The sequence below is a fragment of the Tateyamaria sp. syn59 genome (assembly GCF_007995245.1).
GTDB lineage: Bacteria > Pseudomonadota > Alphaproteobacteria > Rhodobacterales > Rhodobacteraceae > Tateyamaria.
Map to the genome: position 1 here is coordinate 95,374 of NZ_VCBA01000007.1, position 13,056 is coordinate 108,429.

Here is a 13,056-nt window from a genome sequence, read left to right on the forward strand (position 1 = left end):
GGCTGACATGGAAACGACCTATGCCATTCTGCGTGAGTTTGCAGGCAGCTGGGCGCTGATTGCGATGATGCTGTTCTACATTTCGGCTTGCCTTTATGCGGTGCGCCCCTCGGCGCGCAAGGCGAACGAGGACGCGGCCCACATTCCCTTCAGAAACGACATTGATGCGCCGGTGATGGCGCAAGAACCGGAGGCCAAACAAGATGGCTGACAAGAAAGACATTGATGAGGTCACCGGCACCGACACCACCGGGCACGAGTGGGACGGCATCAAGGAGCTGAACAATCCGCTGCCGCGCTGGTGGTTGTGGACCTTCTACGGCACCGTGGCCTGGGGTCTTGCCTACACCATCGCCTATCCGGCCTGGCCGCTGATCAACTCGGCCACGCAAGGGGTGCTGGGCTATTCGACACGCGCCGAGGTGGCGCAGGAGATTGCGGCGGTGAATGCGCGCAATGCCGAGGTGTCAGAGCGTCTGGCGTCCGCTGATCTGTCGACGCTCGCGCCCGATGATCCGGCCCACCGGTTCGGTGTTGCCGGGGGTGCCTCGGTCTTCCTGGCGCATTGTTCGCAATGCCACGGACAGGGGGCTGCGGGTGTGCAGGCGGCGGGCTATCCCAACCTGCTGGATGACGCATGGCTGTGGGGCGGTACGCTCGAGGATATCGAGTTCACGGTCCGCCACGGCATTCGCAACGACACCGACCCCGATGCCCGCTGGTCCGAGATGCCTGCCTTTGGCGACATCCTGTCGGACGAGGAGATCGAACAGACGGTCGAATACGTGCTGGCCATCTCGGGTCAGGAGCATGATGCGGCCATGGCCGAGCAAGGTATGGTGTGGTTCCAGGAACAGTGTACAGCCTGCCATGGCGACAGCGGCGAGGGCATCCGCGAATTGGGCGCGCCCACGCTGAACGACGCCATCTGGCTTTACGGCGGCGACCGCGACACCTTGAACGAGACGATCACCTATTCCCGGTTTGGCGTCATGCCTGCCTGGGGCCAGCGTCTGGACGAGTACGAGATCAAGGCGGTCACGCTCTACCTGCACCAGTTGGGAGGTGGCGAGTAACGCTCGCCCTCTCATACCAAGCCGCGCGTCGGGTGCCTGGGTGCCCCGAAGGAGGCATGCGCGGCGGTCCCGGTCTCTGTCCTGTTCGTACCATGCAGGGACCGGGATTTTCTATTTGATGCTTGATTCAGATCAAGGCTGTGGACCCTGCAAATTTGCACGGTACGCTCACGAACAGGACAACCGAATATGACACAGACTCCGGCCTCTCCGCCGCCGCTTTATGCGCCGCGCGAACCGATCTTCCCAAGGCGGGTCAAGGGCACGTACCGCACCCTGAAATGGTGGATCATGGGCGTGACCCTGGCCATCTATTACCTGACCCCGTGGATCCGCTGGGATCGCGGCCCGAACCTGCCGGATCAGGCGGTTCTGGTCGATCTGGCGGGCCGCCGCTTTTACTTCCTGTGGATCGAGATCTGGCCGCACGAGTTTTACTTCGTGGCCGGGCTCTTGATCATGGCGGGCCTTGGCCTGTTTCTTTTCACCTCCGCCCTGGGCCGCGTCTGGTGCGGTTACACCTGCCCGCAGACCGTGTGGACCGACCTATTCATCCTCGTCGAACGCTGGATCGAGGGCGACCGCAACGCGCGGGTCCGCCTTTGGAATGCAGAGTGGTCGTTCAAGAAGTTTCGCCTGCGGATGACCAAGTGGGTCGTTTGGTTCTTTATCGCGCTCGCCACGGGCGGGGCCTGGGTATTCTATTTCGCTGATGCGCCGACGCTGGCGCGCGATCTCGTGACCTTTGACGCGCCGCTGGTGGCCTATTCCACCATGTTGATCCTAACGGCGACGACCATGGTCTTTGGCGGGTTCATGCGCGAGCAGGTCTGCAACTACATGTGCCCCTGGCCGCGTATCCAGGCCGCTATGATGGATGAAAGCACGCTGACCGTCGCCTATCGCCACTGGCGGGGCGAGCCGCGCGGCAAGCATATGAAGGCCGAGGACGCGGATCAGCGCGGCGACTGCATCGACTGCATGGCCTGCGTGAACGTGTGTCCGGCGGGCATCGACATCCGCGATGGGCAGCAGATGGAGTGCATCACCTGCGCGCTGTGCATCGACGCCTGTGATGAGGTGATGGAGCGGATCGGCAAGCCGCGCGGCCTGATCGACTATCTGGCCCTGTCGGATGAAGAGGCCGAGACCAAGGGCGCCAAGCCGCGCCCGATCTGGCAGCATGTGCTGAGGCCGCGCACGATCCTCTATACCGCGATGTGGTCGCTGATTGGTGTTGCGCTGGTCTATGCTCTCTTTGTCCGGTCAGACATCGACCTGACCGTCGAGCCGGTTCGCAATCCGCAATTCGTGACCCTGTCGGATGGGTCGGTGCGCAATGCCTACACCCTGCGCATCCGCAACCTGACCGCAGAGCCGCGCGAGTTCCGGGTCATGCTGACCTCGGAGGAGATCTTGCGGATTGATGTCGAAAGCGATGGCTCGGTGGCCAACCACGTCACCGTGCCCGCAAACGAGACCATGCAGGCGCGCGTCTATGTGCTGGCGCGGCCACAGGATCCGGCGGCGGATGCAGAAACAACCGACCTGCGCCTGTGGGTCGAAGACGTCGAAACCGATGACCGGGCCGGCGTCGCTACAATCTTCAACGGAAAGGGCTGAGACATGATCAAGGAACTCAAAGGCTGGCACGTGCTTGCAATGTTTTGTGTCGGTTTTGGCATCATCATCAGTGTGAACCTGACGATGGCATTCCAGGCACTGAGCACCTTTCCGGGACTGGAGACTCGGAACTCCTACATGGTCAGCCAGGTGTTTGACGAAGAGCGCGAGGCGCAGGAGGCGCTGGGCTGGAACGTGCGGCTGGAGACGCGCGGCGACATGCTGGCCCTCTACATTGACGACGACATTGGCCCAGTCGTGCCCCACATTCAGGCCGCGACCCTGGGCCGGGCGACCCATGTGAGCCAGGATATGGTCCCGGACTTCCGCCATGACGGAACCCGGTTTGTCGCGACTATTCCCGAACTTGCCCCGGGCAACTGGAACCTGCGTCTGGCGGCGGTGGCCCCTGATGGCACCGATTTCCGTCAACGCATCGTGCTGAGGGTGCGCCCATGACAGCAGCATCCTGTCCGGGCTGCGTTGCGGGCGGCCCCATTGCCGAGCAGGCTGGTCGCGATGCGGGCCTGCCCACCCATGAGTTGATCCTGCCCGGCATTCATTGTGCCGCTTGCATTCGATCGGTGGAGGGGCTGCTGAACGCCCGCACCGACCTTGCCGCTGCCCGCGTGAACCTGAGCCGGAAGCGTGTGTCCATCACCGCCGAACCCGGAATGGACCCGGCCCCGTGGATCGCCGCGTTGGCCGAGATCGGGTTCGAGGCGCACGAGGCGCGCGATGCGGGCCGTCATGCGCAGGATGACGGCCTGACACTGCGTCTGGGCATCGCGGGCTTTGCGATGATGAACGTGATGCTGCTGTCGGTGGCTGTGTGGTCGGGTGCCACGGATGCGACGCGCGACTTTTTCCACTGGATTGCGGCCGCGATCTCGCTGCCTGCGGCTGTCTACTGTGCGCAGCCCTTCTTCTGGTCGGCTTGGTCGGTGCTGCGCGTGCGGCGTCTGAACATGGATGTGCCGATTTCGCTGGCCATCATTTTGGCCTGTGGTCTGTCGCTTTACGAGACGACGCAAAGTGGAGAGCATGCGTATTTCGATGCGGCTCTGTCGCTGACATTCTTCCTATTGGGCGGTCGCGTGCTTGAGAAACGCATGCGGCAGGCGGCGCGATCCGCCGCGGCTGATCTGGCCGCATTGGAGCCGCTCCGCGTCACGCGGTTGGAGGGCGACACCCGCGTCACTGTTCCTGTCGATGAGGTGGCGCAAGGCGATACACTGTGGCTTGCCGCCGGGTCGCGGGTGCCGGTTGACGGTATCCTCGACAGCGCAGGTGCGCAGGTGGACCGCAGTGCGCTGACCGGCGAAAGCGATGAGATTGCAGTGGCACAGGGCGAGGTGCTGACCGCGGGTGAGGTCGTTTTGACCGGTCCGGTCACGATGCATACCACCGTTGCGGCCAAGGGATCCACGCTGCGCCGCTTGATCCAGATCGCCTCGCAGGCCGAGGGCGCGCGTAGCCGCTACACCAGCCTTGCCGACCGGGCCGGGGCCATCTATGCGCCGCTGGTGCATGGGCTGTCCTTTGCCGCCTTCGTCGTTTGGTCCCTGGCGACGGGCGACTGGTACAACGCGCTTAAGATTGCCATCGCAACGCTGATCATCACTTGCCCTTGTGCGCTGGGCCTTGCCGTACCTGCGGTTGCTACGGTTGCGACGGGGCGCTTGTTCCGCATGGGACTGCTTGTGAAATCCGAGACGGCGCTGGAGCGTCTGGCCGAGGTGGACACCGTTGTGCTCGACAAGACGGGCACGCTGTCTGCTGCTGCGTTGGTGCCGCCCGCCGCGATGCCTGCAGAAGCGCGCGGTGTTCTGAAGGCGCTGGCGCAGGCCTCTGCCCACCCGCTCAGCCGGTCGGTTTTACCGCTTCTGAAGGATGTGGCTGCTGCGGATTTGAAGCAGGTGGCAGAGCATCGCGGGAACGGCGTTTCGGGCCTCTGGCAAGGCACCGAGGTGCGTTTTGGCAACGCTGCGTGGGCTGGAGTGGGGCAGGGGACTGTCCTGCGCATTGGCGAGATGCATTATGCGCTTGAGCGCCGCGAGCAGATCTTTGACGACGCGGATGAAACGCTGGAGCGGTTGCGGGCCATGGGCATGGAGGTTCACATGCTGACCGGGGACAGCGCGCAGAATGCCGCGCGGGTGGCTGCCGAACTCGGCGTGGATCACGTGCATTCCGAGGTGGACCCCGAGGCCAAGCAGGATCTGATCGAGGCCTTGCAGGCCGATGGCCGCAAGGTTGTGATGGTGGGCGACGGGTTGAACGACACGCTGGCCCTGACCCGCGCCTGGGCGTCGATGGCACCCGGCAATGCGCTGGAGGCGAGCCAGAATGCCGCGGATGTGGTTCTGCTGGGTCAGCATCTGTCGGGCATTCCCGATGCCATTGGTATCGCGCGCAGCGCGCGGCGCCGGATTCTTGAGAACTTCGGACTTGCGGCGTGCTATAATGCGGTGGCGATTCCGCTGGCCCTGTCCGGCTTTGCCTCGCCCCTGATGGCGGCTCTGGCGATGTCCACCAGCTCGATCACTGTGACTGTCAACGCCCTACGCACAAAGGCCAAATCATGAACGTACTTGTCATACTTGTACCCTGTTCGCTGATCCTCGGGCTGGGGGCGCTGGTCGCCTTTGTCTGGACGCTGAAAAGCGATCAGTACGCCGATCCTGATGGCGACGCGCAGCGCATCCTGCTGGACGACGACTAGAATGCAACCTGATCGCTGCCCTTGAGGTCGAGGATCTCTCGTGCCTCTTCCGGGGTGGCGATTTCGCAGCCGAGGTCTTCGATGATGCGCCGGATCTTGGTGACCTGCTGCGCGTTTGTCTCGGCCAGTTGACCGCGCGCGATGAACAGGCTGTCTTCAGGCCCCACGCGCACGTTGCCGCCCATCTGGCTGGCCGCCGTGGCCAGCGGCATCTGTGCCGCGCCCGCGCCCAGCACGGACCAGCGGTAGTCGTCGCCAAAGAGGCGGTCGGCGGTCCGTTTCATGAAGACGAGGTTGTCGATCTCGGCCCCGATCCCGCCCAGAACGCCAAATACGAATTGCAGGAACACGGGCGCCTTGAACAACCCGATCTCCATGCAGTGTTTGAGGTTGTAGAGGTGGCCGACATCGTAGCATTCGTGCTCAAACTTGACATTGTGCGGCGCCAGCGCGGTCGCCGCCTGCTTGATATCGGCAAAGGTGTTGCGGAAGATGTTGGCCTCGGACCCGACGATGTAGTCCTTTTCCCAGTCGTGTTTCCACGTGTCGTAGCGATCGGCCAGCGGGTGAAAGGCAAAGTTCATCGACCCCATGTTGAGCGAGCACATCTCGGGGCTGAAGCGGATGGCGGCCTGTATCCGCTCCTCGATCCGCATGGTGGGCGCGCCGCCGGTGGTGATGTTCAGTACGGCGTCAGTGGATTGCTTCACGCGGGCCAGAATGCCGCTGTAGTCATCAGGGTCGACCGACGGCCGCCCGTCGTCGGGGTCGCGCGTGTGCAGGTGCAGGATGGACGCGCCAGCCTCTGCCGCGGCGATGGCCTGCTCAGCGATGTCGTTATGCGTCACGGGCAAGTGGTCGGACATTGTGGGTGTGTGGATGGCACCGGTGACAGCGCATGTGATGATGGTCTTGGGTCGTGCCATTGTCTCGCGTCCGGTAAAGGGCTGTCATCACGAAAAGATCGTGGTGAGCACGAGCACGATGACAAACGATTCCGGCGCTATCAAGGGAATGCGTCTGGTTCGGGCGGTGCTGCGGTGCGACCTGCGCTATTGGCGTGGTGGTCGGCTATGCGTGCGCGCGCCAGCGGATCGCGTGCGCTTTTCGGCGGCATTGGATGGCACGCACCGATGGAAGGGGAGCAACTTTGAAAAGGCCATGAAGCGACTGGCTCATAACCAGTGTGGTGCCGCTGAAGGGACTCGAACCCCCGACCCCATCATTACGAATGACGTGCTCTACCATCTGAGCTACAGCGGCTTGGGCGCGCGTTATAACCGATGCTGGGGGCAGGGCAAGGCTTGTGGGACTGGAAAATGGCACGGGCGGCTTAAGGCACCCTTAAACCTTTGTCGCTTACTCCTATCGTCATGGCGGTTATGGAGCGCTCGGTGAGAGATCTGGCATGTCTGATATGGGCGGCGACGTTGATGACGGCGGTGTTCGGGTCTGCGGTGCGTGCCGATACGATCACCCTTCGGGACTGGGCGGACCAATCTGTGCTGGTGCACCGGGTGACAAAATCCGTTTGTCTGCTGTTTGTCGGGTCAAGCACGTCCGTTCATCTGGATGACGTGGCTGAGTCCTCCGCGCGGTTGATGGCACGGACAGGGACGCTTGGCATCATGGCCGCTGCCGATCTGGAGTTGGCTGCAGATGTCGCAACGCTCACACGTTCAGCGCGCCAGATCGCGGCGGGGGATCGGCACAGCGTAGCGGTGTCCCTATTGCTCAGGACCAATCCGCGTCTGTCGTCGCGATATGCAGATAAGCGGATAGACGCGCCGACAACTGTTTCGGCGCAGCTTCGTCCGTCTTACGCCCTTGTTCAGGATTTGCGGGTGATGTCGCAAAAATTTCAGCGCGACCTGTGCCTTTTTCTGACCGACCTGGCCCCTGAGGATGCGGCGTCTGTGTTCTCCGACGATATCGACCACTTCGAACACGCCCTTGCACAGCTTATCGAAGGCGATCGGGCTGCTGGTATGGCCGCGGCCCCCAATATCCACATTAAAGTGACGCTGGGAAAGGTCTTCGCCAAGTGGAAAACACTAAAACCCATTCTGCAAACGGCAGCAAGCGGCGACGTTCTGGATCCACGCGATGCTCAGTTGGCGTCAGTGCTGGGTGACGCGATGCTCGCCAATTTGGACGAGGTCTCCGCCCGGTTTGAGGCGCTGTGACAGTCAGCCCTGCAGTGCTTTGACACCCACGTCGCCCATGGCCTGTTCACGGATGGCCAGTGCGGCCGCGTAAGCGCCTGCCGCCGTGGTGAAGTATGGGATCTTGTCATAAAGCGCGATGGCGCGGATGGATTTGCTGTCCTCGACCGCCTGCGCGCCTTCGGTGGTGTTGAAGACAAGCTGGATGCCATCGTCCTTCATCATGTCGGTGACATCTGGACGCCCCTCGTACACCTTGTTCACGATACCGCAGGGTACACCGTTTTGTTCCAGCCAGGCGGCCGTTCCGCGCGTTGCGACAGCCGTAAAGCCAAGCCCGTGCAGGATATGCGCGGCGTCCAGCATTTGCGGTGTCTTATCCATATCCTTGATCGAGATGAAGGTGCAGCCCGCGTTCGGCAACACCATCCCGGCGCCCATCTGCGCCTTTAGGAAGGCGCGGCCAAAGGTGCGGTCCCAGCCCATAACCTCACCTGTTGACCGCATTTCGGGGCCAAGGATCGTATCGACGCCGGGGAACCGGGCGAAGGGCAGCACCGCCTCTTTGACCGAGAACCACGGCATGTTCGGATCGGCTAGCGTCATGGGATCGGCCAGGGGCAACACGCTGTCATAGCTTGCGTCCGCGTCATAGGGCGGTCGTTGCGGAAAGTTAGACAGCGGCTCACCCGCCATCACGCGGGCGGCGATGGATGCAATGGCACTGTCGGTGGATTTCGCCACGAACGGCACGGTGCGCGACGCGCGCGGGTTCACTTCGATCAGGTAGATGTCGTCGCCCTGGATCGCAAATTGCACGTTCATCAGGCCGACCACGTTCAGCGCCTTGGCCAAAGCATGGGTCTGGGTCTCGATCTCTGCAATCACGTCAGATGGCAGCGAATACGGGGGCAGGGAACAGGCGCTGTCGCCCGAGTGTACGCCTGCCTCTTCGATGTGCTGCATGATGCCCGCGACATGCACGTCGCTGCCATCGCACAGGGCGTCGACGTCAAGTTCGACCGCACCGGCCAGATAGCAGTCCAGCAACACCGGGCTGTCGCCCGACACGACCACGGCCTCCGAGATGTACCGCTCAAGGCTTGCTTGATCCCGCACGATCTCCATGGCGCGACCGCCAAGGACATAGGACGGGCGGATCACCAGGGGGAAGCCAATATCGCCGGCGATTTCAAGCGCTTCAGCGTCCGAGTGTGCAATCCCGTTTTTGGGCTGCTTGAGGCCCAGATCGTTCACGAGCGCTTGGAAGCGCTCACGATCTTCGGCAAGGTCAATGGCATCCGGCGTGGTGCCGAGGATCGGGATACCTGCATCCTCAAGCGCGTTGGCCAGCTTGAGGGGCGTCTGACCACCGAATTGAACGATGACGCCGTGCAGCGTGCCGTTGTCCTGCTCGACCCGCAGGATCTCCATCACGTGTTCGAATGTCAGCGGCTCAAAGTACAGCCGATCTGAGGTGTCATAATCGGTGCTGACCGTTTCCGGGTTGCAGTTGATCATGATCGTCTCGTAGCCCGCGTCGGTCAGGGCAAAGCAGGCGTGACAGCAGCAATAGTCGAATTCGATCCCCTGGCCGATCCGGTTGGGGCCGCCGCCGAGGATCACGACCTTCTTGCGGTCAGACGGGCGTGCTTCGCATTCGACGTCGCCGAACACGGGCGTTTCATATGTTGAGTACATGTAGGGCGTCTGCGCCTCGAACTCGGCCGCACACGTGTCGATGCGTTTGAAGACCGCACGTACGCCCAGGTTCTCACGCGCGCGGCGGATCTGGTCCTCGTCCCGCCGGGTCAACTGGCCCAGCCGGGCATCGGTAAAGCCCATCATTTTGAGCGCGCGCAGACCTTCCTCTGTCACTGGCAATCCGGCATCGCGCACCCGCGCTTCGGCGTCGATGATTTCGCGGATGCGGGCCAGGAACCACGGGTCGAACTTGGTCGCTCCGAAAATCTCATCGTCGCTCAACCCGTGCCGCATGGCCTGCGCGATCAGGCGCAGCCGGTCCGGTGTCTGGGCCGAGATCGCTTTGACCACTGCGGCCTTGTCCGGCGCGCCGGGAATGTCGATGTCATCGAGGCCCACAAGGCCCGATTCCATCGACGCCATCGCCTTTTGCAGCGACTCGTGGAACGTCCGCCCAATCGCCATGACCTCGCCCACCGACTTCATGGCCGTTGTCAGCGATGCTTCGGAGCCGGGGAACTTTTCGAACGCGAATTTGGGGATCTTGGTGACGACATAGTCAATCGTCGGCTCAAACGAGGCGGGCGTGACCTTGGTGATGTCGTTGTCCAACTCATCAAGTGTGTATCCCACCGCCAGTTTCGCCGCGATCTTGGCGATGGGGAAGCCTGTGGCCTTTGATGCAAGCGCCGAGGACCGTGACACGCGCGGGTTCATTTCGATCACCACCATGCGCCCGTCTTCGGGGTTGATGGCCCATTGCACGTTCGACCCGCCGGTCTCCACCCCGATCTCGCGCAGCACGGCGATGCTGTGGTTGCGCATGATCTGGTATTCTTTGTCGGTCAGCGTCAGGGCAGGGGCCACGGTGATCGAGTCGCCCGTGTGCACGCCCATCGGGTCTACGTTTTCGATGGAACAGACGATGATGGCATTGTCGGCGGTGTCGCGCACCACCTCCATCTCGTATTCCTTCCAGCCCAGCAGGGACTCGTCCACCAGGATCTGGCCCACGGGTGAGGCATCCATGCCCGACCGGCAGATCGCCTCGTAGTCCTCTCGGTTGTAGGCGACGCCGCCGCCTGTCCCACCCAATGTGAATGCGGGCCGGATGATGGCTGGCAGGCCGATCTCTTCCAAGGTTTCCATCGCCAGCGCAACACCGGCGGCCAGGTCCTTGTTGCCCTTGTCATCCTTGGGGGCGGTGACGATTGTTGCGCGCGGGTTTTCGATGCCCAGCCGGTCCATCGCTTCGCGGAACAGCTTGCGGTCCTCGGCCATCTCGATGGCGTCCCGCTTGGCGCCGATCATCTCGACCCCGAATTTTTCCAGCACACCCATTTCTTCGAGACTGAGGGATGTGTTCAACCCGGTCTGCCCGCCCATGGTGGGCAGCAGCGCGTCGGGGCGCTCTTTCTCGATGATCTTGGCGACAACCTCGGGCGTGATCGGCTCGATATAGGTCGCATCGGCTAGCCCGGGGTCGGTCATGATCGTGGCGGGGTTCGAGTTGACCAGGATAACCCGGTATCCTTCTTCGCGCAGGGCCTTGCAGGCTTGTGCACCGGAATAGTCGAACTCGCAGGCTTGCCCGATCACAATGGGGCCCGCGCCGATGATCATGATCGACTTGATGTCGGTACGCTTTGGCATCTTGGCCCCCCAAATGTGCAAATTGTCCTGCCTTATAGGGATGGCGCAAGAAGGTGCAAGAGGGCGTGCGGGCCTTGCTGCCGTAAATCTGCGGTGTGGGGTGGAACTCTTTGTCCATCGCCACAGTTTCCCGAACGTGCGCCACCACAACCAGTCACAGGGGAAGATCGAACATGGCCTATTCTGCACTGCTTTTGGGATCTATTGGCGTTCTGGCCGAAACATCCGACATCCAACGTCGCGCCTTCAATACCGCATTCGAGTTGAACGAGATTGATTGGCATTGGGACGACGAGACGTATCGCGCGCTGCTCGAAGTGCCGGGCGGCAAGGCGCGCCTGAATTATTACGCCAAGGCACAGGCGGTCGAGGTGGATATCGACGCAATTTACGAGGCTAAGTTGGACGCTTTCGAGACTGTGCTTGTGGACGGCGTGGATCTGCGACGCGGCATTGCGGATCTGATTTCAGAGGCGCGGCTTCAGCAGATGAAGATCGGTTTTGTCACCGCAACCGATCCGCGCCAGGTCGCTGCCCTGCTCAAGGGGCTCGAATCTGTGATTGATCCGTCGGTGTTCGACTTCATCGGTGACCGCACAATCGCAGCTCGGACGAAGCCCGCGCCTGACATCTACAACGAGGCGCTGCGCCAATTGGACGTCACCGCCAACGCCGCCCTCGCCATCGAGGATACGCCGGAAAGCGCGCAGGCCGCCGTTGCTGCAGGGATCCGCACGCTGGGGTATCCGGGCGAACAAGCGCGCGGTCGGTCGTTCGGTGACGGTGTGGAAATGATCGAGACCCCGCACGTATCGATTCTGCGCGCGGCAGCGGTCGCCGCCTAAGCGTCTTCGGTCTGGCGCATGGTCGCAGTCGCGACCGTTGGGCGTGCGGCGTAAAGGTAGTCGCGCGTCAGAGGCACCGCATCGCGCCGATGCGCCAATTGCAGGTGATATACGGCCTGCATCTGCTGTTCGAACGCGATGATGCAGACCGTCAGGTAGTAGCGGAACATGCGGACAAATCGGTCGTCATATGTCTGCCTGATGTCGTCCACATGAGCCTCGAACCGATCGCGCCAGTGACGGATAGTTTTGGCGTAGTGCAGGCGCCACACCTCGATATCAGACTGCCACAGGCCCGACCGCTCCATCGCGGGCGCCAGTTCGGACAAAGACGGTACATAGCCGCCCGGAAAGATGTACTTGTTGATCCAGGACGAATGCGCCATCGGCGGAGCCGACCGGCCGATGGTGTGGATCAGCACCACGCCATCCGGATCCAACAGGTCGGCGACACGGCCGAAATAGGTGTCGAAATTCGGCACGCCCACATGCTCCAGCATGCCCACCGACACGATCCGGTCAAAGGTGCCTGTCGTATGCCGGTAGTCTTGCAGGCGAAATTCGATCTGCCCTGACAGTCCTGCGTCCTCGGCCCGCTTGCGTGCCGTTGCCAACTGGTTCTCGCTCAGCGTGATACCGGTGACCTGACAGCCATAATCGCGCGCCAGCGTCAGCGCCATCCCACCCCAGCCGCAGCCGATGTCCAGCACGCGCATCCCCGGTTCCAGACACAGCTTGCCCGCGATATGCGCCTTTTTTGCCGTCTGCGCCTCTTCCAGCGTCATGGCGTCATCGCGGAAATAGGCGCAGGAGTACTGCATGTCCGCATCCAGAAAGAGGCGATAGAGATCGTCCGAAATGTCGTAGTGATGGGCCACGTTCTTGCGCGACGCGCTGGGCGCATTCTTCTGGATAAAGCGGCGCATTTGAAAACGGGCGCGGTTGGCAAGCACGACCCAGGGTGGGATGTGTCCCTTGAATCGGTTGCGCACGATCACGGTCAGGGCGTCGTCCAAGGTGCAATTGCGCGGCACGATGGTGCCATGCATGTACCCTTCGCCCAGGCCCAGATCGGGGTTCAGGATCAGCGCGCGCAACGTGGCGGTGTCGGAAATCTGCAAATGCGCCGCGGCGCCCGTATCGGGGCCGTAGTCCCGCGTTGTTCCGCCCGGATATGTCAGGCTCAGACGGTCCTCGACCATCATACCGGTCAGAAATCGGTCAAGCAGCGTCTCCCACATGATCGCACCCTTGCAGTCTTTCCC

At 62.2% G+C, this 13,056-nt stretch carries 11 protein-coding genes and 1 tRNA gene; 8 read left to right on the forward strand and 4 right to left on the reverse strand.

The genetic code is table 11. The features are described from left to right. Positions 1 to 7 precede the first annotated feature (7 nt). The 6 genes from FD715_RS14625 to ccoS all read left to right on the forward strand — a co-directional run bounded on the left by FD715_RS14625 (position 8) and on the right by ccoS (position 5,424). Complete coding sequence (locus tag FD715_RS14625) at positions 8 to 211, forward strand: cbb3-type cytochrome c oxidase subunit 3 (RefSeq protein WP_147111156.1); 204 nt, start codon at positions 8 to 10, stop codon at positions 209 to 211. Beyond that, positions 204 to 1,076: a cytochrome-c oxidase, cbb3-type subunit III gene (gene ccoP, locus FD715_RS14630; protein ID WP_147111159.1), complete on the forward strand. Its 873-nt coding sequence runs from the start codon at positions 204 to 206 to the stop codon at positions 1,074 to 1,076. Before FD715_RS14625 ends, ccoP begins: the two co-directional genes overlap by 8 nt. A 189-nt stretch (positions 1,077 to 1,265) precedes the next feature. Continuing rightward, entirely contained in the window at positions 1,266 to 2,699 is a 1,434-nt protein-coding gene (ccoG, locus tag FD715_RS14635) for a cytochrome c oxidase accessory protein CcoG (RefSeq protein WP_147111162.1), read from the forward strand. 3 nt (positions 2,700 to 2,702) lie between these two features. Continuing rightward, positions 2,703 to 3,158: a FixH family protein gene (locus tag FD715_RS14640; protein WP_147111165.1), complete on the forward strand. Its 456-nt coding sequence runs from the start codon at positions 2,703 to 2,705 to the stop codon at positions 3,156 to 3,158. Then, positions 3,155 to 5,287, forward strand: a complete 2,133-nt coding sequence (locus FD715_RS14645; RefSeq protein ID WP_147111168.1) for a heavy metal translocating P-type ATPase — start codon at positions 3,155 to 3,157, stop codon at positions 5,285 to 5,287. The genes FD715_RS14640 and FD715_RS14645 overlap by 4 nt, the downstream gene beginning before the upstream one ends. Continuing rightward, on the forward strand, positions 5,284 to 5,424 hold the full coding sequence (gene ccoS, locus FD715_RS14650; protein WP_076626637.1) for a cbb3-type cytochrome oxidase assembly protein CcoS: 141 nt from the start codon (positions 5,284 to 5,286) through the stop codon (positions 5,422 to 5,424). Before FD715_RS14645 ends, ccoS begins: the two co-directional genes overlap by 4 nt. Here the strand turns inward: ccoS and FD715_RS14655 are convergent. Both FD715_RS14655 and FD715_RS14660 read right to left on the reverse strand, forming a co-directional pair. Continuing rightward, entirely contained in the window at positions 5,421 to 6,350 is a 930-nt protein-coding gene (locus FD715_RS14655) for a 3-keto-5-aminohexanoate cleavage protein (protein ID WP_147111171.1), read from the reverse strand. The two genes, ccoS and FD715_RS14655, sit on opposite strands and share 4 nt — an antisense overlap. A gap of 261 nt (positions 6,351 to 6,611) precedes the next feature. Beyond that, a tRNA-Thr gene (locus FD715_RS14660) sits at positions 6,612 to 6,687 on the reverse strand. A 131-nt stretch (positions 6,688 to 6,818) separates the two neighbouring features. Between FD715_RS14660 and FD715_RS14665 the strand changes: the two genes are divergently transcribed. Beyond that, positions 6,819 to 7,610, forward strand: a complete 792-nt coding sequence (locus tag FD715_RS14665) for a hypothetical protein (protein WP_147111174.1) — start codon at positions 6,819 to 6,821, stop codon at positions 7,608 to 7,610. Positions 7,611 to 7,613: 3 nt separating this feature from the next. Here the strand turns inward: FD715_RS14665 and carB are convergent, their stop codons facing one another. After that, complete coding sequence (gene carB, locus FD715_RS14670) at positions 7,614 to 10,946, reverse strand: carbamoyl-phosphate synthase large subunit (RefSeq protein WP_147111177.1); 3,333 nt, start codon at positions 10,944 to 10,946, stop codon at positions 7,614 to 7,616. A gap of 173 nt (positions 10,947 to 11,119) precedes the next feature. On the opposite strand from carB, the gene FD715_RS14675 reads away from it, so the two are divergent. After that, entirely contained in the window at positions 11,120 to 11,791 is a 672-nt protein-coding gene (locus FD715_RS14675; RefSeq protein WP_147111180.1) for an HAD-IA family hydrolase, read from the forward strand. On the opposite strand, the gene FD715_RS14680 is transcribed toward FD715_RS14675, so the two are convergent. Further along, positions 11,788 to 13,032, reverse strand: a complete 1,245-nt coding sequence (locus FD715_RS14680) for a cyclopropane-fatty-acyl-phospholipid synthase family protein (protein ID WP_147111184.1) — start codon at positions 13,030 to 13,032, stop codon at positions 11,788 to 11,790. The two genes, FD715_RS14675 and FD715_RS14680, sit on opposite strands and share 4 nt — an antisense overlap. Between the last annotated feature and the right edge of the window lie 24 nt (positions 13,033 to 13,056).

What these genes read in the sequence shown, in the direction of transcription:
- FD715_RS14675 (WP_147111180.1), top strand. Translation starts at nt 11,120, where the DNA reads ATGGCCTATTCTGCACTGCTTTTGGGATCTATTGGCGTTCTGGCCGAA.
- ccoS (WP_076626637.1), top strand. Translation starts at nt 5,284, where the DNA reads ATGAACGTACTTGTCATACTTGTACCCTGTTCGCTGATCCTCGGGCTG.
- FD715_RS14640 (WP_147111165.1), top strand. Translation starts at nt 2,703, where the DNA reads ATGATCAAGGAACTCAAAGGCTGGCACGTGCTTGCAATGTTTTGTGTC.
- FD715_RS14645 (WP_147111168.1), top strand. Translation starts at nt 3,155, where the DNA reads ATGACAGCAGCATCCTGTCCGGGCTGCGTTGCGGGCGGCCCCATTGCC.
- FD715_RS14655 (WP_147111171.1), bottom strand. Translation starts at nt 6,350, where the DNA reads ATGGCACGACCCAAGACCATCATCACATGCGCTGTCACCGGTGCCATC.
- carB (WP_147111177.1), bottom strand. Translation starts at nt 10,946, where the DNA reads ATGCCAAAGCGTACCGACATCAAGTCGATCATGATCATCGGCGCGGGC.
- FD715_RS14625 (WP_147111156.1), top strand. Translation starts at nt 8, where the DNA reads ATGGAAACGACCTATGCCATTCTGCGTGAGTTTGCAGGCAGCTGGGCG.
- ccoG (WP_147111162.1), top strand. Translation starts at nt 1,266, where the DNA reads ATGACACAGACTCCGGCCTCTCCGCCGCCGCTTTATGCGCCGCGCGAA.
- ccoP (WP_147111159.1), top strand. Translation starts at nt 204, where the DNA reads ATGGCTGACAAGAAAGACATTGATGAGGTCACCGGCACCGACACCACC.
- FD715_RS14680 (WP_147111184.1), bottom strand. Translation starts at nt 13,032, where the DNA reads ATGTGGGAGACGCTGCTTGACCGATTTCTGACCGGTATGATGGTCGAG.